Genomic DNA, 19350 nt, shown 5'->3' with positions numbered 1-19350 from the left:
CGCGCAGCGACCAACGGTCGGTAGCTACCCGGCGATGCGGGCGCTGGCGATCAGGCGCGTTATCGCCTTCTGCACCACCGCACGATTGCGGGCGAGCTTCATCCACCCCGGCAGGCGGGAAAACATCGAACGATGCACGCCACGGCTTTCGCGCAGTGACGCGTTGACGTAATCCAGAAGGGCCTGCAGATGCGCTGTGTTGTACGCCCACAGCAGACCGGCGCGGGTCGGCTCGACCAGGCGCAGGGGTAGACCGAAATGCGGATCGGCCGGGTCCCCAGCGCGCAGTGGGCGTACCGTGACGCTGACCTCGCTGCTGCGCCCGCATTGCGCGCACTCCGCAGGCAACGTGCCCGGCACCCCGGTGGTCGCAGATGGTCGGTGCTGGTGTACGGACAGCCATTGATGACCACAGTGGCCACAGGGCCGACGCCCATCCAGGCGGACCGGGCCCACCCAGGGGTTGTCGACGCTGTCCAATGCCGCGCTGCAACCGGTGCAGCGGAAGCGTGCGGTCCAGCGATACGGTGCCCAGCTCGCCAGCACCCAGCCTGGCGTATCGCAGCGGTGGCAGCGTACAGCCACGCGATCGGCAAACGCCTGCAGGCTGCGGCCGTCATCGAAGTGACGGCCGGCAACAGGTGTTGTGCGCCCGCGCGAGCCGGGCCGGCGCTGCACAGCCATCAGACGAAGATACGCGTCGGCGCTTCGTCGATGATCGCGTGCGGTACGAAGCGGGCGCTGTCGCGGGTGATCCGGCTGTTGTCTTCGCGGATGCCCATGCCACAGGCCTGGTCGCCCACGATCCAGCTGCCGATCAGCGGATAACCGCCATCGAACGCGGTGAGCGGATGCGCGGCCTGGCGGATCGCCGGGCCGGTGTACGGGCCTTCGCTTTCCTGCCAGCTGCCGTCGGCCAGGTGCATGGCCACGTTGGCGCCCTCGCGCGAGAACAAGGGCTTGCGCACCCAGCCGCGCGGCAGCTCGCTGCCGTCGTCGAACTCGGCGGCGAGCAGGTTCGGGTGGCCACGGTGACGCTGCCACAGCAGCGGCAGCACGCCCTTGTTGCTGAGGATCGCCTTCCAGGCTGGTTCCAGCAGCTGCACGCCCGAGGCGGGCAGCGCCTGGCCGAACGACTCGGTCATCAGGTCTTCCAGCGGGTACAGCTTGAACAGGCTGCCGATCACGGTGTCGTCGAGCGCGGTGAAGCGCCCATCCTCGGACAGGCCGATATCCTCGATCGCGATCGCTTCGCCACGCAGGCCGGCCTGGGCCGCACAGTCGCGCAGGTAGGCGACGGTGCCCTGGTCTTCTTCCGAAGCACCGACCGCGCTGAAATACAGCGGCGGCGGCAACTGCGCCGCCAGTTCGCCGAAGCGTTCGACCAGCGCCTCATGGATCGCGTTGAACTGGTCGGCATGCGGCGGCAACCGGTTCTGGTTGCGCTGGTCCTCCAGCCACTGCCACTGGAAGAACGAGGCCTCGAACAGCGAGGTGGGCGTGTCGTAATTCAGCTCGTAGAGCTTGGCCGGGCCGCTGCCGTCGTAGGCGAAATCCAGCCGACCGTACAGGTGCGGCTCGCGGCGGCGCCAGCTGTCGGCGATCCAGTCGCGGAACTGCGGCGGGATCGCCAGCTGGTCCATCAACTGCTGGCTGCCCACCACCTCGTCGACCAGATCCATCGCCATCGCATGCAGCTCGGCGCTGGGATCTTCGATGTCCTGTTCGATCTGGCGCAGGGTGAAGGCGTAGTACGCGGTTTCATCCCAGTACGGCAGGCCATCGATGGTGTGGAAACGGAACCCCGACTCTTCGGCCCGGGCGCGCCATTGGCTGCGCTCGGCGATACGCACGCGCTGCATCGATCAGCCGCCGACGCTGCTGCGGTTGCTGCTGGTGTTGCCGAAGCCGCCACGGCTGGCGGTGACCGCACGGTTCGGGGTGGCATTGACCGGGGCCAGGCCGGCCTTGCCGGCGCCGATGCCGCTGGCGGTGTTCAGCCCACCGGTCGACGGACCCGGGCGTGCCCAGCCCTTGGCCTTGTCCTGATAGGCCGGGCTTGCCGCCGGCTGCTGGGCCAGGCCTGCACCGCCGCGGTTGCTGAGCATCTGCGACATGAAGAAGCCCATCATCATCGGCCCGATGAACGAATGGCCGGTGGAGGTCTTCTGTTCCACGCACTGCTCGGCGTTGTACTCGGCTTCGCAGGCTTCACGCGAGGCGTACTTGGGGGCGGCATCGGCAGACTGCTTCTGCGCGTCGGCAAAGGCCGTGCGGCAGCTGGACGGATCGCCGGTGGCTTCGGTACAGGCCTGCACCGAGGTGTAGAGCCCTTCCTGCACCTGCACGGCCTCGTTCTTCTGGCAGGCGGTGAACAGCAGCGGCGCAGCGCTCATCAGCAGCAGCGCAGTGGTCCTGGAACGTTTCATGGCGTCATGCCCCCTAATACGGTTATCTCCCCAATCATGCCTGATCGGGGCAAACAACCAAAACCGGCAAAGTCCAAAACATGAACAGCGTTTCAGGATTCGATCGCGCGGCAGCGGCGAAGGTGGTTGCAAACGCAACCGGAATTTTTCGGCAGAATCGAGCTGAAACGCGCCCCCACGGCCCGCCAGATCCTGCCAGCCACCATGCCTGAATACCGCTCCCGCACCTCCACCGCCGGCCGCAACATGGCTGGCGCCCGCGCCCTGTGGCGCGCCACCGGGATGACCGACGGCGACTTCCACAAGCCGATCATCGCCGTCGCCAACTCGTTCACCCAGTTCGTGCCCGGCCACGTGCACCTCAAGGACCTGGGCCAGCTCGTGGCGCGCGAGATCGAGCAGGTCGGCGGGGTAGCGAAGGAGTTCAACACCATCGCGGTGGATGACGGCATCGCCATGGGCCACGACGGCATGCTGTATTCGCTGCCCAGCCGCGAAATCATCGCCGACTCGGTGGAGTACATGGTCAACGCGCACTGCGCCGATGCGCTGGTGTGCATCTCCAACTGCGACAAGATCACTCCCGGCATGCTGATGGCCGCGCTGCGCCTGAACATCCCGGTGGTACTCGTCTCCGGTGGGCCGATGGAAGCGGGCAAGACGCGCCTGTCCGAGCACAAGCTGGACCTGGTCGATGCGATGGTGATCGCCGCCGATGAAAGCGCCAGCGACGAGAAGGTCGCCGAGTACGAGCGCAGCGCCTGCCCTACCTGTGGCTCGTGTTCGGGCATGTTCACCGCCAACTCGATGAACTGCCTGACCGAAGCGCTGGGCCTGTCGCTGCCCGGAAACGGCTCGACCCTGGCCACGCATGCCGACCGCGAGCAGCTGTTCCGCCGCGCCGGGCGACTGATTGTGGAGCTGTGCCACCGCTGGTACGGCGGTGAAGAGATCGGCGCCCTGCCGCGTGGCATCGCGACCCGCGAAGCGTTCGAGAACGCGATGACGCTGGACATCGCGATGGGCGGCTCGACCAACACCATCCTGCACCTGCTGGCGGCGGCGCAGGAGGCGGAAGTGGACTTCGACCTGCATGCCATCGATGCGCTCTCGCGCCGTGTGCCGCAGCTGTGCAAAGTCGCGCCGAATACCCCGAAATACCACATGGAAGACGTGCATCGTGCCGGTGGCGTGTTCGGCATCCTCGGCGAACTCGCGCGCGGCGGGCTGCTGCATACCGACGTGCCGACCGTGCACAGCCGCACCCTGGCCGAGGCGATCACACGCTGGGATGTCGCGGTGAGCACCGATGAAACGGTGCACGACTTCTTCCGCGCCGGGCCCGCCGGCATCCCGACCCAGGTCGCCTTCAGCCAGGCCACGCGCTGGCCGACGCTGGACGTGGACCGTGCCGAAGGCTGCATCCGCGCCGTGGCGCATGCCTATTCGGCCGAAGGCGGGCTGGCGGTGCTGCGCGGCAATCTCGCCGTCGATGGCTGCGTGGTGAAGACCGCCGGCGTCGACGAATCGATCCATGTGTTCGAAGGCAACGCGCGTGTGTTCGAGAGCCAGGACGCCGCCGTGGCCGGCATCCTCGCCGACACGGTGGTGGCCGGCGACGTGGTGGTGATCCGCTATGAAGGCCCGAAGGGCGGCCCGGGCATGCAGGAAATGCTGTACCCGACCAGCTATCTGAAATCCAAGGGCCTGGGCAAGCAATGCGCCCTGCTCACCGACGGTCGTTTCTCCGGCGGCACCTCGGGCCTGTCGATCGGGCATGCCTCGCCGGAAGCGGCCTCGGGCGGCACCATCGGCCTGGTCCGCGATGGCGACCGCATCCGCATCGACATTCCCGCGCGGCGCATCGATCTGCTGCTGGATGACGCCACGCTGGCCGCACGCCGCGCCGAGCAGGATGCACTGGGCTGGAAGCCGCGCGAGGCCCGCCCGCGCAAAGTCACCGGCGCGCTGAAGGCCTATGCGTTGCTGGCCACCAGTGCCGACAAGGGTGCGGTGCGGGACCTGGCCAAGCTGGAGGGGTAGACGCCGGACGCCACGCACGACCTGCGCTAAGGTGCAGGTGACATACCAACAGGGAGGTGGCGATGGCGGTGTTTTCGATGGTACTGGCCTTGGCAATGGGCGCGTCAACGGCGACGGCGTCCGAGCCAGCATGTGAGGTGGACCGCAGTGCGATGCTGGCGATGTCGGTGGAGGCCTTCGACCAGGACATGGGCGGCGGCTGGCGCGCGCTGGACGCCCGCCCCGGCTGCCAGCAGGTCGCCGCGGATCTGCTCGCGGCCTACCGCGCGCAACCCAAGGCTGCCGGCATCACGTTGCTGGTCTGGCATGAGGCCCAGGTCCGCGCCGGCCTAGGACAGGCTGCGCAGGCGGTGGCGCTGATGCAGCAGAGCTACAAGCCTGCCGCGCAGGACCGGGCCGGCTGGAACCTGTATGTGGATGGCAGCATCGCCTTCCTGCAGCAGGACCGCACGGCCCTGCAGCAGGCGCGCGATGCGCTGGCACTGATCGCCCCGCCAGCGGACATGCCGGTGGTGGATGGCATACTGATCCTCAACGACAACGGCAATGAACAGCGCATCCCGTGGCCGCCCAACCTCAACGTGCTCGACGGGTTGATGCACTGCTTTGACAAGCCGTACCGCGAGGCCTACGACATGGCCTGCCGGGCACCGACAGCCCGTTGAGAAAGGCATCCACGCATGGCGTGAATCTACGGCCTACCCGATCACCCGCTTGAACGGCGGCAGTGAATCGATGATCCGCTTGCCGTAGCGGCGGGTCAGCAGCCGCGAGTCCAGGATGATCACGCGGCCGGTATCGGTGGAGGTGCGGATCAACCGGCCGGAGAACTGGGTGAGCGTGCGCAGCGCGTGCGGGATCGCGATCAGGTTGAAGGCATTCAGGCCGCGGCTTTCGAACCATTCGCTCAGCGTCGAGGTTTGCGGGTCGGTCGGGACCGCGAACGGCACCTGGGTGATCACCACCGTGGTGCAGGCTTCGCCGGGCAGGTCGAGGCCTTCGCCGAAGGAATTGAGCCCGAACAGCACCGAGCCCTCGCCGGCCGAGGTACGCCGCAGGTGCTCGTCGATCATCTTCTGCTTGGCGGTTTCGCCCTGCACCAGCACCTGCTTGCGCTGCGCGGCCGGCATCAGCTCGGCCACCTTTTCCATCTTCCAGCGCGAGGTGAACAGCACGATGCTGCCCTTGTCCCAGTCCAGTTCCTTGACCAGGTACTTGGCGATTTCCTTGGGGTGACCTTCCTTGTCATCCGGGGTGACCGGGAACGCCGGCACGATCAGCTGCGCCTGGTTGGGCAGATCGAACGGCGACGCCAGCGAGACCATCTCGGCCTCGGCCGGAATGCCGTTGTCGATCGCCAGCGCCTGGAAGTCCCCGCCGCCGGTGAGCGTGGCCGAGGTCATCACCACCGAATCCACTTCATCCCAGAGCAGCTTGCGCAGCACGTTCGCGGCCGAGACCGGTGAGCCATGCAGGACCAGGTCGCCATCGCGCGAGAGGGTGATCCAGCGCGCGGTCGGCGGCTGGCCGTCCTTGTCTTCGCGGCGCCAGCCGGTCCACAGGTTGTGCTGCTGCTCGATCATCTCCAGCGCCATGCCGAGGTTGCGCTGCAGGCGCTCGCGCGCGGCATCCTCGGGCTTGCCCTTGGCCACCTGGGTCAGCGCGGCGTGCGCCCAGTTGAACAGCGCGCGGGTGTCGTCGGCGATGGCCTCGATATCCGGCATCCAGATCTCCGGCAGGCGACCGTTCGGCGCGCGCCACATCGGCTCCTGGGCGGAAGGATCCGGCCGCCAGCTGCGCTCGATCACATCGCGGAAGGCCTTGAGCTGCTTGCTGACCTTGGCGGCGGCCTCGATGGCCTCGTTGGGCAGCAGGTTGCCCAGCTTGTCCTTGTCCACCGCGCGGTAGGACGCGGCGATCAGCACCTGCAGGCGGCCGGTACGCTTGGCCATCTCGTCCAGCGCGAGGCTGGCCGCGCCCTGGTCGATGGCGACGTTGCCGATGTGATGGCCTTCGTCGAGCACCAGCAGCATGTCCGACGGCGGCGCGATCAGCGGCTGGCCGTTGTCGCTCTCCCCGATCGACAGCGCCGACAACAGCAGCGCGTGATTGGTCACCACGATCTGCGCCTCGCGCACCGTGTTGCGCGAGCGCAGCACCGCACACTGCGCCGAGTAGGCGCACTTGCGCCCGGCGCAGCCCGAGGCCGGCGTGGTGATGCGCGAGCGCAGGGTGTTGCTGATCGTTTCCGGGGCGTTGTCCAGGTCACCGTTCCAGCGGCCTTCGAGGAAGGCCTTGCTCAGCGACTGCGCCAGGTCCATTTCAATCGGTGCCAGCGGGCGATCGAACAGCGGCTGCTCGTCCTCGAACATGCCTTCCTGCGCGCCGTCGCCATGCGCTTCGGCGGCATTGCGGGTGCACAGGTAACGGGTGCGGCCCTTGGCCAGCGCCACGGTCGCTTCGATGCCGGTGGCCTTGAGGAAATTGGGGATGTCGCGCTCGACCAGCTGCGACTGCAGCGCCACGGTGCCGGTACTGATCACCAGCTTCTTCTTGGTCGCCAGCGCGATCGGCACGCCGGCGGTCAGGTAGCCCAGCGACTTGCCGACGCCGGTCGGCGCTTCGACCACGCCGACGCCGCCGCTGTGCGAGAGCGCACGCGACACCACGCCGATCATCTGGCTCTGCGAGCGCCGGGTACTGAAGCCGGGCGTATTGGCCTGCAGCTTGGCGTAGGCGTCGCGGATGCCGGCCTTGAGCTCGTCGTTCAGGACGCGGGGGGCTTCAACTTTTTCGGTCACGCCGGAGGACTGCCTGACTGGATCACGGTCCCCATTTTCTCACGACCCGGGGGCTGTGACCGGCGCCATTTTTCGCGCCGGTTCATATCCGTGACGCGGCCCACGCGAAAGGTGTGGACCACGACAGGCGGCGGCTGCACCCGCTCAGCGCGGCGGCAGCGGCGGAGACGGTTGAACGGCGCGGCCGCGCAGCGCGCGGGTCATCGCCCAGACCAGCAGGACCAGGGCGAGCGCCTCGAACAGGTTGAGCGCGAAGTGGCCAACACCCAGCAGCGTCGACATCAGCTGCAGGTTCTCGTAGTTGCCCTGCTGCACCAGCCACATCGGCACCACGTTCAGCACCAGGCCTGCCAGGGTGGTCAGGGCCAGCACGCCCAGGGCCCACAGGGCCACGCTGCGGATCGACCCGCGCGGGGTATCCACCACCCAGACCACGGCGATCGCCAGCGCGATCAATACGGGCAGGCGTACGCCGACCATGCCCAGCATCGAGATCAGCAGGTCCATGTTCACCGGCTCAGTCCTCGCCGACCAGCGGCGCCAGTTGGGTTCGCAGCTCGGTGTAGACCGCATCGGTCTGCGGGCGCACCGCATGCCACTGCAGGAAGCTCTCGGCGGCCTGTTCGACCAGCATGCCCAGGCCATCGACGATGTTGCGGCAGCCGGCCGAGCGCGCCCACGCGGTGAAGGCGATGGCCGCCTCGCCGTAGTTGAGGTCCACTGCGGTGGTCATGCTGTTGACCAGCGACAGCGGCAGCTTGAACTCCGCGGCGCGGTCGCGGCCGGCCGAGGTGGCGTTGATGATCAGCTCGAAATCGCCCAGCTCGCGGATGTCTTCCCAGTAGCGGGTGATCGCGCGGCCCGGCTCGCCCATCGCATCGATCAGCGCGTCGGCGCGTTCCGGCGTGCGGTTGACCACCACCAGCTCCAGGATGCCGGCATCCAGCAAGGCCGGGGCCACGCTGCGGGCCGAGCCGCCGGCGCCGATCAGCAGGGTGCGGCGGCCACGCAGGTCCAGTCCGTGGCGGTCGGTGAGGTCACGGACCAGGCCGATACCATCGGTGGTGTCGCCATGCCAGCGGTCGCCCTTGCGCAGCAGCGTGTTGACCGCACCGGCGCGGCGCGCGCGCGAGGTCAGCGTGGTGCACAGTGCGAAGGCGGCTTCCTTGTGCGGCGCGGTGATGTTGGCGCCCACGCCCCCCTCGGCGGCAAAGGCCTCCAGGGCCGCCAGGAATTCGGCCGGCGATGCCTCGATCGCGCGGTAATCCAGCGCCAGGCCTTCCTGCCGGCCGAACGTGGCATGGATGTGCGGCGACTGCGAATGCGCGATGGGCTGGCCGAATACGGCGTAACGGTCGGTCATGGGTTTCCTGCTCCGGGCCTAGAATGGAACGCAAACCCCAACGGACGCGATGATGCGCATTCCATTGTCTCTGCTCGCGCTGAGCGCCAGTTTACTCTGCACACCCGCCGCGATGGCGCTTTCCGAATTCGGCATCGAGGGCATGGGCGTGGTCTCGACCAAGGCCAATGAGGCCCAGGCCACGATCGCGCCGGACGGCCAGCGCATCGTCTGGGCCAGCGACCGCGCCGGGGGCAGCGGTGGCTGGGACCTGTGGCAGGCGGTGCTGCGCGATGGCCGCTGGCAGGACGCCGCCCCGCTCGCGCTCAACAGCGCCCGCGACGAACGCGATCCCTACTTCAGCCACGATGGCCGCTGGCTGTACTTCGCCTCCGACCGCAGCAGTGGCCGGGGCGGGTTCGATCTGTACCGTGCCCCGGTGGGCGCCGATGGCACCCTCGGGACCGTGCAGGCCCTGCCGGCGCTCAACACCCGCGCCGACGAACGTGCACCCGCGCTGCGCCCGGATGGACGCACCCTTCTGTTCTCACGCAATGGCAAGCAGACCCAGGGGGGCTTCGATCTGTATCTGGCGCCCGTGCAGGGCGAGGGATTCGGCACCGCGCAGGCCCTGCCTGCTCCGCTCAATACCGCGGCCGACGAACTCGGTGCCGCCTGGCTGGACAATGAGGGCGCACTGGCCTTCACCCGCGCGACCGATGGGCATTCGCAGGTGTGGCGGGTGGGCTGCGATCACCGCCAGGCGGCGGTGCCGCTGACGCTGTCGTTCAATACCGCCGACGGCCAGACCGGCGCGCCGGTGGTGGACGCCTCGAAGCCGTCGGAGATGGTCCTTGCTGGCGTGGCACGCGCACCGCGTGCCGGCGGGCTGGATCTGTACCGGATCAAGACGCCGTCAGCGCCGCAGGGTCCGGGCTGCGGGTGATGTTGCGGGGCCGAAGGGCAGCGACGCTTGGCGTCGCTCTACCCGTGGAGGCGGCGTCGCCCAGCGTCACTGGCCCTGCAGCAGCGCCGCACGTTGCTGCTCGTACTGCGCTTCGCTGATCTCGCCGTGGTCCTTGCGCTGGTTCAACGCGGCCAGCTGCGCCTGCAACGCGGGCGACAGCTGCGCCTCACGGGCGATGCGGGCGGCGGCGGAGGGTTGCTCCGGTGCCTGCCGCGCGGCGCGGCGCACGCCACGGATCACCAGGCCGATGACCACGGCGAAGGCCAGTACACCGGCACTCCAGGTCACCCACTGTAGCCATCCCATCGTCTGCATCATCGTCGTCCTGTATCGGGGTGGGCGCGTATTGTCAGCGCTCGCGCAGCCAACGCGCCACCTGCGGGGCGAAATAGGTCAGCACGCCATCGGCGCCGGCACGCTTGAAGCCGATCAGCGACTCCATCACGCAGGCCCGCTCGTCCAGCCAGCCATTGGCAAAGGCGGCCTTCATCATCGCGTACTCGCCGCTGACCTGGTAGGCGAAGGTCGGCACGCCGAACTGCTGCTTCACCCGGCGCACGAGGTCCAGGTAGGGCATGCCGGGCTTGACCATCACCATGTCAGCACCCTCTTCCAGGTCCAGCGCGATCTCGCGCATGGCCTCGTCACCGTTGGCCGGGTCCATCTGGTAGGTCTTCTTGTCCGCCTTGCCGAGGCCGGTGGAGCTGCCGACCGCATCGCGGAACGGACCGTAGAACGCCGAGGCGTACTTGGCCGAGTAGGCCATGATGCGCACGTTGACGTGGCCGGCGGCATCCAGCGCCCGGCGGATCGCACCGATGCGGCCGTCCATCATGTCCGAGGGCGAGATGATGTCCACGCCCGCCTCGGCATGCGACAGAGACTGCTTCACCAGTGCCTCGACGGTGATGTCGTTGAGCACGTAGCCCTTGTCATCGATGATGCCGTCCTGGCCATGCGTGGTGTACGGATCCAGCGCAACGTCGGTCATCACGCCCAGTTCCGGGAAACGCGACTTCAGCGCGCGGATCGCACGCTGCGCGAGGCCGTTCCCGTCCCATGCCGCCGCCGCATCGAGCGACTTGCCGGCCGGATCGATCACCGGGAACAGGTCGATCACCGGAATGCCCAGTTCCAGCGCTTCTTCCGCCACCTTGAGCAGTTCGTCGATCGACAGCCGCTCCACGCCCGGCATCGAGGCCACCGCCGCGCGGCCAGCCAGTTCGTGCACGAACACCGGGTAGATCAGGTCGTCGGTGGTCAGCGTGTTCTCGCGCATCAGGCGGCGCGAGAACTCGTCGTGACGCATGCGGCGGGGGCGATAGTCGGGGTGTGCCATGAGGAACTCCGGAACGGAATGCAGGAAGGAGTGCAGGAACTACTGCAGCAGGTACTGCCGCGGTTGCAGCGGCTCGGGCAGCGGCTGGACGCCCAGGCTGTCGAGCAGGTCGATCTCGATGATGCGCACCATCGCATCCAGCGGCAGGTCGTTGGATTCCAGCCCGAAGGGTTCTTCCATCTCCTCGCCGAGCTGGTCCAGACCGAAGAACGCGTAGGCCAGTACGGCCGACACCACCGGCGTCGCCCAGCCCAGCGAACTGGCCAGGCCGAACGGCAGCAGCACGCAGAACAGCCAGGCGCAGCGGTGCAGCAGCAACGTATAGGCGAACGGCAGCGGCGTGGTCAGGATGCGCTCGCAGCCGGCCTGGATGCTGGACAGCGCATGTAGGCGCGTTTCGAACTGGGTGTACAGGTAAGGATCCAGCTGCCCGGCACGCAGCGCCTGGGCCAGGTCGGTGGCGATCATGGCCAGCAGCTGATCCGGCGTATTGAGGCGCTGGCCGAACCGTGCACGGTCGGCCTCGGGCACCCACGGCAGCGCGGCCAGCGCCACGTCGCGACCGCGCAGGCGGGCGGCCAGCGCATGCGCGAAGCCGATGCACAGCCGGCACACGCGGTCGCGCAGCGCGGCATCGTCGACCAGCAGCGCCTGGCACAGCCGGGCCAGGCTGCGCGATTCGTAGATCAGCTGGCCCCACAGCTTGCGGCCTTCCCACCAGCGCTCGAAACAGGCGTTGTTGCGGAAGCTGAGGAAGATCGACAGCACCAGGCCCAGCAGGGTGAACGGTGCCACCGAGACGCGCTCGATGCCCGGCGGATGCCAGAGCTCGGCCAGGGCGGCGACGGCGACCGACAACAGCAGGATCGCCACGACCTTCGGCGCCACCGCCGGAACGATGGAGCCGCGCAGGATGTAGAGCAGTTGCCAGCCGTGGGGACGAGGACGAATGATCATCGGTGCAGGGAGAGCGCCCGGAGGGGCGTGGACCGCCGGCGGAGCCGGATGCGGCAGCCGGTCATTCTACGCCGATGGTACCCGGCGGCCGTGAGCTGCGACGGTCGGTCGCACCCGGCGACGCAGACGCCGGCGGCTCAGATGATGCCGCCGCCCAGCCCCAGCCGGACGATGCCGACCACCACCACGATGCCGTTGAGCACCAGCCCGGTCCAGGCCCGGCCGCGCTTGCTGGCGTGGGTGAACAGGATGCCGATCGCGGCGATGACCGCGCCCACCGCGGCGAACGGGATCAGGAACCAGTTGCCCCACCCCAGCAGCGGGATCAGGGCCACAATCATCCAGAGCAGCGACACGATGCCCCACAACAGACTGATCAATCCCATGCCCGGCTCCTTGAGGTGAATGCGTGGCCCACCATAGCGGTTCCCGGCGCAGGCGCAAGCGCCGGCGAGACGCCGTTGGCGGGGGCCTCACCGGGCCGGTGCTAGGGTGCGCTGGCAGGGGTTGGGACCGATTCAGTCGCCAGCACCGATCATCCCAGCCATCACACACAGGGGTAACGCCATGAACATCCGATGCGCTGCATTGCTGGGCCTGGCGCTGCTCAGCGCCGGCTGCGCCAGCACCTCCAAGGTCATGCTAGGCCAGGCGCGCGCGCCGGTCGATCCGGCCACGGTGCAGATCTATTCCACGCCGCCGGCCGGTTCGCAGGAAATCGCCCAGCTCGAATCGGCCAGCGCAGTCGGTTTCGGCACGCAGGGCCAGACCGATGCCGCCGTGATGCGGCTCAAGCGTGAGGCCGCCGCACTCGGCGCCAATGGCGTGATCCTGATGGGCGTGGCTTCCAGCGGGTCGCCGGTCGGCATGTCCGTCGGTGCGGGCAGCTACGGCTCGCACGTGGGCGGTGGCGTCGGCATCGGCATCCCGACCACGCAGAAGCGAGCGGCCGGTGTGGCCATCTGGGTTCCGAATCCGCCGCCGGCCCCGCGCCTGCCGACGCAGACGATCACGCCAACGCGGTAACGAGATCCGCGGTAACGCAGACCGGGGTAACGCAAAACGCGGTAGGCCACGACCGTTGGTCGTGGCTGCTGGAACAGCGCACCGACCCACGGTCGGTGCCTACCGGAAGACCTTTCGCGCCTACCGGAACCGTGTCAGCGCTTGGTGGCGCGTTTGTACTTCGGCACGAAGACGTCATTGACCGCCTTGGCCAGCTGGTCCGGCGGCAGCAGGCCCTGGTCGAGCAGGAAGTTGTTGAAGGCCAGGCGATCGAAGCGATCGCCGAGCGCCAGCTCGGTCTGCATGCGCAGTTCCAGGATGCGGGTGTAGCCGTAGAAGTAGCTGCCGGCCTGGCCGGGCATGCGCACCATGTAGCGGTCCAGTTCCTGGGTCGCCATCGCCTTGGACAGGCCGACCTCGTCGATCAGCACGCGCTCGGCGTTGGCACGGTCGATCTGGCCCAGGTTGAGCATCGGGTCCAGCATCGCGCGGGCGGCCCGCAGCAGGCGGAACTGCAGCGCGATCAGCTGCCCGTCCAGCGGCTCGTACGGCACCATCTCCGCCTCGGCATACAGCGCCCAGCCTTCCACGTTGACCGAGTTGAACGCGAACATCGTGCGCGCCAGCGAGATGCCGCGCTCGACCATCGCAGTGAACTGCAGCTCGTGGCCCGGGCGGCCTTCATGCGCACTCAGGGTCCAGGCAGCCGAGCCGAAGTTGAAGTCGTCGTACTGCGCGGCCTTGTCGCCGGCGGCCGGATTGCCCAGCGGCAGCACGAAGGTGCCCTGCTGCCCGGTGTTGCCGACCAGCGGCGCCGGCAGGAAATGCGGTGCCGGCGAGGCGGCGCTTTCGGCGGCCGAGCCCAGGCGCATCTGCATCGGACGCTGCGGCACGTCGACGATTTTCTCTTTGCGGATGATCGGGTCGATCGCATCGATCACGCCACGGTAGTGGTGCTCGAGCTGGTCGTCAGGAATCTTGTCGCCCTTCAGCGCCCGCACCACCGCCACCGGATCGGTGCTGTCGGTGACCTTCAGGCCCTTGGCCTGCACCACCAGCGGCGCCAGCTGGCGCATCGCCGAGCGGGTTTCCATGAATTCCAGCTGGGCGCGCTGCATCAGCAGGGCCGGGGCGATGTCGATGCCCACGCGCTTGAGCTGGTAGGCATACAGCGGCTCGGGCAGACGCGCGTCGGTGCGCGCCTTGGGCAGCACTTCACGGCGGGTCCAGTCGCGGTACTCGCGCAGCTGGCTGGCGATGGTCTGCAGCGCCTGCTCGGCGCCGGCAATCTTGTACTTGCCGAACAGCTGCTCGATGCCAGTGATGTAGGTGTCCACATTGGCCAGCGACTGCTCGACTTCGATCTTGGTCGGCTGCAGCAGTGCCTTGTCGCCCAGGCGCTCTTCATAGCGCTGGCGCGACAGCGTGGTCACCGGCTGGCTGCCCGGGGCAAGCCCGGCGTAGGCCTTCAGGCGATCCAGCGCCTTGGCCCGGCGCTCGGCCGGCACCTGGTCGGACAGCAGCAGGTTGAGGCCGCTGAACACCGTCTGCGGGGTATCGCTCCACGGCAGCAGGTACTTCTCGTTGAGCTCGCTGCCTTCGATGTTCTGGTCGGCGGCGGCGATCATGATCGCCAGGTCCTGGCGGACGTTGGCATCACGCTCGGTGGCGAGCTTGGCCTGCAGCTCGCTGCGCGCCTTGGCCATCGCCGCACGGTAGCGGGCGCCGTTGTCCGGGCCGAAATCGGCCACCTTGTCGTCGTAGCCGGGTACGCCGAAGAAGCCGGTTTCTTCCGGCTGGAACGGACCCTGCGCATCGAGCAGGATCTGCGCCAGCTGGTTGCTGCGGGTCACCCAGGCCGGCGAGGCGGCAGGCTTGGCGGCCGCCGGGGCGGCCAGGGCCGGCGGGGCCGACAGCGCGGCGGGAACGGACAGGGCCAACGCGACAGCGAGGACAAGCGGCTTCATGCAGGAACTCCAGGGCAGGATGCCTGCGACCCTACGCACTTGGCGGGCCGGGGGCAATTGGCCGGAGGTCATGCGCCGCTCAGATCTGCAACCCGCCCGGCGACGGCGGGCACTCCCCCTTCGCCCGGCATTCCTCCAGCGCGCAACTATCCGCGGCTTCGATGTCGTCCAGGGCCGCCAGATCGATCGCGTCCTTGCTGTCGGTCACCACGTACAGCATCGGGTAGTCCCAGTGGTCACCGGAGCGCTTGGCGTTGAGGAACACGCGGCCCTTGCCCTGTGGGCCGGCGATCGCGATCACGAACTGGCTCTGGCCATTGGAGTGCATCGAGCCTGCCGGCAGGTAGCCATCGCGCAGGGGTTCACCGAGCGCTTCGACCAGCTCGATGTTGCAGCGCGCGCGACGCATGGCCTCCTGGTAGGGCGTACTGGATTTGCTCCAGTACGCCCACTGGTACAGCGCGAACCACACCACGCCCACTGCCGCCGCAATGCCGGACACCACGGCCAGCGGCATGGCCCAGCGCCAGTGGCGGCGCCACCAGCCGGGAGGCACGGTCGAACCAGGAAGCGCGGGCGGCAATGTCATCGGCGAACTCCTTGTCAGGCCGGTGGCAGGAACGGGGAATCAGGGCGCCAGGCAGCGCCCCAGGAAATCCTCGGCCAAGCGGTAGCGGTGCAGCGCGTTGCTGCCTGAAAGGCCGTGCTTGGCGCCGGGATAGGTCATCAGTTCGAACGGCTGGCCGCGCTTCTGCAGGGCGCTCATCAGCACCGTGGAGTTGGTGAACAGCACGTTGTCGTCGGCCATGCCGTGGATCAGCAGCAGGCGCGAACGCAGGCCATCGATGTGTGCCAGCACGCGCGCTTCTTCATACCCCTTCGGGTTGTTGCCCGGCAGGTTCATGTAGCGCTCGGTGTAGTGGGTGTCATACAGGCCCCAATCGGTCACCGGTGCACCGGCCACGCCACAGGCGTAACTGTCCGACGCCTTGGCCAGCAGCATCAGGGTCATGTAGCCGCCGTTGGACCAGCCCTGCACGCCGATGCGCGCCGGGTCCACCCACGCCTGCTGCTTCAGCCAGGCCACGCCGCGCAGCTGGTCGGCCACTTCGACCGTGCCCTGCACGCCGTACAGCGCACCGCCGAAATCACGACCGCGACGCGGGGTGCCGCGGTTGTCCAGCGAGAACACCACGTAGCCCTGCTGCGCGAGGTACTGGTTGAACAGATGATCGCCACGACCGGGCCAGCTGTTGGTGACCGTCTGCGAGGCCGGGCCGCCATAGACGTACACCACCACCGGGTAGCGCTTGGCCGGATCGAAACCGGTCGGCTTGATCAGGCTGTAGTGCAGTGCCGTCTTGCCGTCGGCGGCGGTCAGCGTGCCGAACTCGACCGGGCGCTGCGCATCGAGATAGCGCGCATACGGATGCGTGGGATCTTCCAGATTGTTCTCGACCAGGGTGGCGATCTTCTCGCCGTTGGCACGGTGCAGCGCGATCTGCGGCGGCGTGGTGGTGCTGGACCAGCTGTCCACGTAGACGCTGGCATTACGCGCGAAGCTGGCGGTATGCATGCCCGGCGCCTGCGACAGGCGCTGCGGCGTGCCGCCCTGCAGCGACACGGCGTAGAGCTGGCTTTCGCGCGGGCTGTCCACGCCGGCGCGGAAATACACCTTGCCCGCGTCTTCGTCGACGGCCAGCAGTTCGTCCACCGGCCAGGTGCCGGCGGTCAGCGCGGTGACGGTCCTGCCGTCATCGGAGATGCGGTACAGGTGCTCGAAACCACTGCGCTCGGACGACCACACGAAGCCGCCCTGCTTGAGGAAGCGCAGGCTGTTGTGCAGCGGCACCCAGGTCGGCGAGGTTTCGGTCACCAGGGTGCGTTGCTGGCCGCTGGCCAGCTCGGTCTGGATCAGCTCGAGCGTCTTCTGGTCGCGCGACTGGCGCTGGAACGTCAGGCGCTGGGGATCACGCCAATCGACGCGGGCCAGGTAAATATCCGGGTTGCGGCCCAGGTCGATCCAGGTCGGCTTGGCGTTCTGACGCGGCGCGATCACGGCCAGCTTCACGGTGACGTTGTGGTCGCCGGCCGCCGGGTAGCGCTGTTCGATCATCTCGGTGCGGTCGGCATACATCTCGTAGCGCTTCTGCACCGGCACCGGCGATTCATCGATGCGGGCGAAGGCGATCGCCGAGTCGTCCGGTGCCCACCAGTAGCCGGTGTGGCGGTCCATTTCCTCATCGGCGACGAACTCGGCCACGCCGTTGCCGATCGTGTCGCTGCCATCGCGGGTAAGCTGGATCTGCTGTCCGCTGGCCAGGTCGATCACCCACAGGTTGCGGGCACGCACGAAGCTGACGAAGCCGCCCTTCGGCGACAGCTTGGCATCGGTCGCGAAGCCTTCCCCATGGGTGAGCTGGCGCACCGCGGCCTTGCCCTGCCTGCTCAGGTCGTACAGGTACAGCTCACCGCCGAGCGGGAACAGCAGGGTGCGTGCATCCGGCGACCACTGGTAATCAACGATGCCGGTCATCGCGGCGATGCGCTGGCGCTCGCGGCGGGCCTTCTCGGCGTCGCTCAGGGTTTCCGTACCGGGCAGCACCACCTTGGAGTCGACCAGCAGATGGGTCTGGCCGCTGGCGATGTCGTACGCCCACAGGTCCAGCTGGTTGCGGTCGGCGTCCTTGCCGCGCAGGAAGCTGACCTGCGAGCCGTCCGGGGCCACCTTGGGCTTCATCAGGGTCGGGCCGGACAACGGCAGCGGACCGGTGATGGCATCCAGGGTGAGTTTTTCAGCGTGGGCGATCGAGGTCGAGGCGAGCATCAGGGCGAGCGAAGCGAACAGGTGGCGCATGAAGGATTCCGGCAGCGTCTGGGCAGTCCCCGGCCGCGGGTGCGGCACGGGGAACGCTTCATCCTAACCAAAACCGTTCCGGTCGTGCCGGAGGCGGGCGGGCGTTCGGGCGCGCCCACCGCTGCGGGGAGCCGGCCAGCGGCCGGCACTACCTGGCAGGTGAGCACCGCTTCAGCGCTGGCCGAACAGGTGTTTGCGCTCTTCGTCGCTGAGCGGCTTGCCGGCCTGCGGGTTCACCTTCTCGCGCAGGGCGTAGGCACGCTGGGTGGCCGGGCGTGCTGCGATCGCGTCATGCCAGCGCTTGAGGTTCGGGAAGGCGCTGAAATCGACCGGCAGCGTGTCGTAGGCGCCGATCCAGGGGTAGCTGGCCATGTCGGCGATGCTGTACTCGTCACCGCCGAGGTAGGCGGCCTGCGCCAGGCGCTTGTCCATCACCCCGTGCAGGCGGCGCACTTCGTTGTCGTAGCGCTCGATCGCATAGGGAATCTTGTCGGGCGCGTAGACGTTGAAATGCCCCATCTGGCCGCTCATCGGGCCGAGCCCGGCCATCTGCCAGAACAGCCATTCCAGCACCGCCACCCGGCCGCGGCTGTCGGCCGGCAGGAAGCGGCCGGTCTTTTCGGCCAGGTACAGCAGGATCGCGCCGGACTCGAACACGGGCTGCGCGGCCCCGCCATCGGTGGGCTGGTGATCGACCAGGGCCGGCATCTTGTTGTTCGGCGAGATCGCCAGGAAGTCGGGCTTGAACTGGTCCCCGGCACCGATGTTCACCGGCTGGATCCGGTACGGCAGGCCGGTTTCCTCCAGCATCAGCGTGACTTTGTGGCCATTCGGGGTAGGCCAGTAGTACAGGTCGATCATGGCGAGGGCTCGCGCGGAGAGGGAATCCCGAGTCTAGTCCGTCGCTCGGCTTGGCAGGGTCAAGCTGGACCGTTACGCTGCGCCGTCCCCGCAACGCAGCATTCCAGCATGAGTTCGACCCAGACCCCCATCAGTCCCCTGTCCTCCCTGATCTTCGCCTCGCGCTGGCTGCAGCTGCCGCTGTACCTGGGCCTGATCCTGGCGCAATGCGTCTATGTGTTCCTGTTCGGCAAGGAGTTGTGGCACCTGCTGCACCAGGCCAACGAGATGGGCGAGCAGCAGATCATGCTGCTGGTACTGGGCCTGATCGACGTGGTGATGATCTCCAACCTGCTGGTGATGGTGATCGTGGGCGGCTACGAGACCTTCGTGTCGCGCCTGCGCCTGGAGAACCACCCCGACCAGCCGGAGTGGCTGAGCCATGTCAACGCGAGCGTGCTGAAGGTGAAGCTGGCGCTGTCGATCATCGGCATCTCCTCGATCCACCTGCTGAAGACGTTCATTGCGGCGGGCAGCCTTGACTCGCTGCCCGCGTGCAACAGCGATACCTACATCCAGGCGGTCGCCTCCGTCGTGGCCGCGCAGGGTCCGGCCGCGGCCGAGGTCTTCAAGTGCGCCAGTGGGCTGACCTCGACCGGCGTGATGTGGCAGACCATCATCCATGCCGCCTTCATCCTGTCGGCGATCGGCATCGCCTACACCGACAAGCTGATGAACGGCACGCCGAGCAAGGCGCTGTCGCACTGAGGCTTGCCCGGCAGTGGCGGCATCGGTGAGGATGC

At 68.0% G+C, this 19350-nt stretch carries 19 protein-coding genes; 5 read left to right on the top strand and 14 right to left on the bottom strand.

Annotation, left to right across the window (positions count from 1 at the left end):
- Nucleotides 1-24: 24 nt before the first annotated feature.
- Genes ABE473_RS04190 through ABE473_RS04180 form a run of 3 tightly spaced genes read right to left on the bottom strand, consistent with a single transcriptional unit; the run spans nt 25 to nt 2429 of the window.
- A complete protein-coding gene (locus tag ABE473_RS04190; protein ID WP_346488615.1) occupies nt 25-684 on the bottom strand; it encodes a hypothetical protein in 660 nt (219 codons plus the stop codon).
- Complete coding sequence (locus tag ABE473_RS04185) at nt 684-1862, bottom strand: glutathionylspermidine synthase family protein (protein WP_346488614.1); 1179 nt, start codon at nt 1860-1862, stop codon at nt 684-686. The genes ABE473_RS04190 and ABE473_RS04185 overlap by 1 nt, the downstream gene beginning before the upstream one ends.
- 3 nt (nt 1863-1865) lie before the next feature.
- On the bottom strand, nt 1866-2429 hold the full coding sequence (locus tag ABE473_RS04180) for a DUF1190 domain-containing protein (RefSeq protein ID WP_346488613.1): 564 nt from the start codon (nt 2427-2429) through the stop codon (nt 1866-1868).
- 204 nt (nt 2430-2633) lie between these two features.
- Between ABE473_RS04180 and ilvD the strand changes: the two genes are divergently transcribed.
- Both ilvD and ABE473_RS04170 read left to right on the top strand, forming a co-directional pair.
- Nucleotides 2634-4472 (top strand): dihydroxy-acid dehydratase, encoded by a 1839-nt coding sequence (gene ilvD / locus ABE473_RS04175; RefSeq protein ID WP_346488612.1) that lies wholly within the window; start codon nt 2634-2636, stop codon nt 4470-4472.
- Nucleotides 4473-4534: 62 nt separating this feature from the next.
- Complete coding sequence (locus ABE473_RS04170) at nt 4535-5137, top strand: hypothetical protein (protein ID WP_346488611.1); 603 nt, start codon at nt 4535-4537, stop codon at nt 5135-5137.
- A 33-nt stretch (nt 5138-5170) separates the two neighbouring features.
- On the opposite strand, the gene dinG is transcribed toward ABE473_RS04170, so the two are convergent.
- From dinG to aroE, 3 genes are all read right to left on the bottom strand, one after another.
- A complete protein-coding gene (gene dinG / locus ABE473_RS04165) occupies nt 5171-7273 on the bottom strand; it encodes an ATP-dependent DNA helicase DinG (protein WP_346488610.1) in 2103 nt (700 codons plus the stop codon).
- Nucleotides 7274-7417: 144 nt separating this feature from the next.
- Nucleotides 7418-7780 (bottom strand): hypothetical protein, encoded by a 363-nt coding sequence (locus tag ABE473_RS04160; RefSeq protein ID WP_346488609.1) that lies wholly within the window; start codon nt 7778-7780, stop codon nt 7418-7420.
- Between the two features lie 10 nt (nt 7781-7790).
- Nucleotides 7791-8636 carry a shikimate dehydrogenase gene (gene aroE, locus ABE473_RS04155; protein WP_176987875.1) on the bottom strand — a complete coding sequence of 282 codons (846 nt, stop codon included), beginning with the start codon at nt 8634-8636 and terminating at the stop codon, nt 7791-7793.
- A gap of 52 nt (nt 8637-8688) precedes the next feature.
- Between aroE and ABE473_RS04150 the strand changes: the two genes are divergently transcribed.
- On the top strand, nt 8689-9561 hold the full coding sequence (locus ABE473_RS04150) for a TolB-like protein (protein ID WP_346488608.1): 873 nt from the start codon (nt 8689-8691) through the stop codon (nt 9559-9561).
- A gap of 66 nt (nt 9562-9627) precedes the next feature.
- Here the strand turns inward: ABE473_RS04150 and ABE473_RS04145 are convergent, their stop codons facing one another.
- From ABE473_RS04145 to ABE473_RS04130, 4 genes are all read right to left on the bottom strand, one after another.
- A complete protein-coding gene (locus ABE473_RS04145; RefSeq protein ID WP_346488607.1) occupies nt 9628-9897 on the bottom strand; it encodes an SHOCT domain-containing protein in 270 nt (89 codons plus the stop codon).
- Nucleotides 9898-9931: 34 nt separating this feature from the next.
- Nucleotides 9932-10921 (bottom strand): porphobilinogen synthase, encoded by a 990-nt coding sequence (gene hemB / locus ABE473_RS04140; RefSeq protein WP_179459762.1) that lies wholly within the window; start codon nt 10919-10921, stop codon nt 9932-9934.
- 39 nt (nt 10922-10960) lie between these two features.
- Entirely contained in the window at nt 10961-11878 is a 918-nt protein-coding gene (locus tag ABE473_RS04135; RefSeq protein ID WP_346488606.1) for a bestrophin family ion channel, read from the bottom strand.
- Nucleotides 11879-12015: 137 nt separating this feature from the next.
- Nucleotides 12016-12264, bottom strand: coding sequence for a hypothetical protein (locus tag ABE473_RS04130; RefSeq protein ID WP_179459760.1), 249 nt, complete (start codon nt 12262-12264; stop codon nt 12016-12018).
- A gap of 181 nt (nt 12265-12445) precedes the next feature.
- On the opposite strand from ABE473_RS04130, the gene ABE473_RS04125 reads away from it, so the two are divergent.
- On the top strand, nt 12446-12904 hold the full coding sequence (locus ABE473_RS04125; protein WP_346488605.1) for a hypothetical protein: 459 nt from the start codon (nt 12446-12448) through the stop codon (nt 12902-12904).
- Nucleotides 12905-13038: 134 nt separating this feature from the next.
- Here ABE473_RS04125 and ABE473_RS04120 read toward each other — a convergent pair whose 3' ends face one another.
- The 4 genes from ABE473_RS04120 to ABE473_RS04105 all read right to left on the bottom strand — a co-directional run bounded on the left by ABE473_RS04120 (nt 13039) and on the right by ABE473_RS04105 (nt 18568).
- Complete coding sequence (locus ABE473_RS04120) at nt 13039-14850, bottom strand: DUF885 domain-containing protein (RefSeq protein ID WP_346488604.1); 1812 nt, start codon at nt 14848-14850, stop codon at nt 13039-13041.
- Between the two features lie 79 nt (nt 14851-14929).
- Nucleotides 14930-15439 carry a cytochrome c oxidase assembly factor Coa1 family protein gene (locus ABE473_RS04115; RefSeq protein WP_346488603.1) on the bottom strand — a complete coding sequence of 170 codons (510 nt, stop codon included), beginning with the start codon at nt 15437-15439 and terminating at the stop codon, nt 14930-14932.
- A 39-nt stretch (nt 15440-15478) separates the two neighbouring features.
- A complete protein-coding gene (locus ABE473_RS04110; RefSeq protein ID WP_346488602.1) occupies nt 15479-17707 on the bottom strand; it encodes a S9 family peptidase in 2229 nt (742 codons plus the stop codon).
- 171 nt (nt 17708-17878) lie between these two features.
- Nucleotides 17879-18568 (bottom strand): glutathione binding-like protein, encoded by a 690-nt coding sequence (locus ABE473_RS04105; protein WP_179459754.1) that lies wholly within the window; start codon nt 18566-18568, stop codon nt 17879-17881.
- Between the two features lie 108 nt (nt 18569-18676).
- On the opposite strand from ABE473_RS04105, the gene ABE473_RS04100 reads away from it, so the two are divergent.
- Nucleotides 18677-19315 carry a TIGR00645 family protein gene (locus ABE473_RS04100; RefSeq protein ID WP_319207443.1) on the top strand — a complete coding sequence of 213 codons (639 nt, stop codon included), beginning with the start codon at nt 18677-18679 and terminating at the stop codon, nt 19313-19315.
- The last annotated feature ends 35 nt before the right edge of the window (nt 19316-19350 follow it).

The sequence above is a fragment of the Stenotrophomonas sp. TWI700 genome (genome assembly GCF_039673645.1).
Lineage (GTDB): Bacteria > Pseudomonadota > Gammaproteobacteria > Xanthomonadales > Xanthomonadaceae > Stenotrophomonas > Stenotrophomonas maltophilia_AA.
This window is presented reverse-complemented; position numbering and strand designations above follow the sequence as displayed.

What these genes read in the sequence shown, in the direction of transcription:
- aroE (WP_176987875.1), bottom strand. Translation starts at nt 8,636, where the DNA reads ATGACCGACCGTTACGCCGTATTCGGCCAGCCCATCGCGCATTCGCAG.
- ABE473_RS04110 (WP_346488602.1), bottom strand. Translation starts at nt 17,707, where the DNA reads ATGCGCCACCTGTTCGCTTCGCTCGCCCTGATGCTCGCCTCGACCTCG.
- ABE473_RS04160 (WP_346488609.1), bottom strand. Translation starts at nt 7,780, where the DNA reads ATGGACCTGCTGATCTCGATGCTGGGCATGGTCGGCGTACGCCTGCCC.
- ABE473_RS04170 (WP_346488611.1), top strand. Translation starts at nt 4,535, where the DNA reads ATGGCGGTGTTTTCGATGGTACTGGCCTTGGCAATGGGCGCGTCAACG.
- hemB (WP_179459762.1), bottom strand. Translation starts at nt 10,921, where the DNA reads ATGGCACACCCCGACTATCGCCCCCGCCGCATGCGTCACGACGAGTTC.
- ABE473_RS04120 (WP_346488604.1), bottom strand. Translation starts at nt 14,850, where the DNA reads ATGAAGCCGCTTGTCCTCGCTGTCGCGTTGGCCCTGTCCGTTCCCGCC.
- ABE473_RS04130 (WP_179459760.1), bottom strand. Translation starts at nt 12,264, where the DNA reads ATGGGATTGATCAGTCTGTTGTGGGGCATCGTGTCGCTGCTCTGGATG.
- ABE473_RS04135 (WP_346488606.1), bottom strand. Translation starts at nt 11,878, where the DNA reads ATGATCATTCGTCCTCGTCCCCACGGCTGGCAACTGCTCTACATCCTG.
- ilvD (WP_346488612.1), top strand. Translation starts at nt 2,634, where the DNA reads ATGCCTGAATACCGCTCCCGCACCTCCACCGCCGGCCGCAACATGGCT.
- ABE473_RS04150 (WP_346488608.1), top strand. Translation starts at nt 8,689, where the DNA reads ATGCGCATTCCATTGTCTCTGCTCGCGCTGAGCGCCAGTTTACTCTGC.
- ABE473_RS04145 (WP_346488607.1), bottom strand. Translation starts at nt 9,897, where the DNA reads ATGCAGACGATGGGATGGCTACAGTGGGTGACCTGGAGTGCCGGTGTA.
- ABE473_RS04100 (WP_319207443.1), top strand. Translation starts at nt 18,677, where the DNA reads ATGAGTTCGACCCAGACCCCCATCAGTCCCCTGTCCTCCCTGATCTTC.
- ABE473_RS04185 (WP_346488614.1), bottom strand. Translation starts at nt 1,862, where the DNA reads ATGCAGCGCGTGCGTATCGCCGAGCGCAGCCAATGGCGCGCCCGGGCC.
- ABE473_RS04180 (WP_346488613.1), bottom strand. Translation starts at nt 2,429, where the DNA reads ATGAAACGTTCCAGGACCACTGCGCTGCTGCTGATGAGCGCTGCGCCG.
- ABE473_RS04190 (WP_346488615.1), bottom strand. Translation starts at nt 684, where the DNA reads ATGGCTGTGCAGCGCCGGCCCGGCTCGCGCGGGCGCACAACACCTGTT.
- ABE473_RS04115 (WP_346488603.1), bottom strand. Translation starts at nt 15,439, where the DNA reads ATGACATTGCCGCCCGCGCTTCCTGGTTCGACCGTGCCTCCCGGCTGG.
- ABE473_RS04105 (WP_179459754.1), bottom strand. Translation starts at nt 18,568, where the DNA reads ATGATCGACCTGTACTACTGGCCTACCCCGAATGGCCACAAAGTCACG.
- ABE473_RS04125 (WP_346488605.1), top strand. Translation starts at nt 12,446, where the DNA reads ATGAACATCCGATGCGCTGCATTGCTGGGCCTGGCGCTGCTCAGCGCC.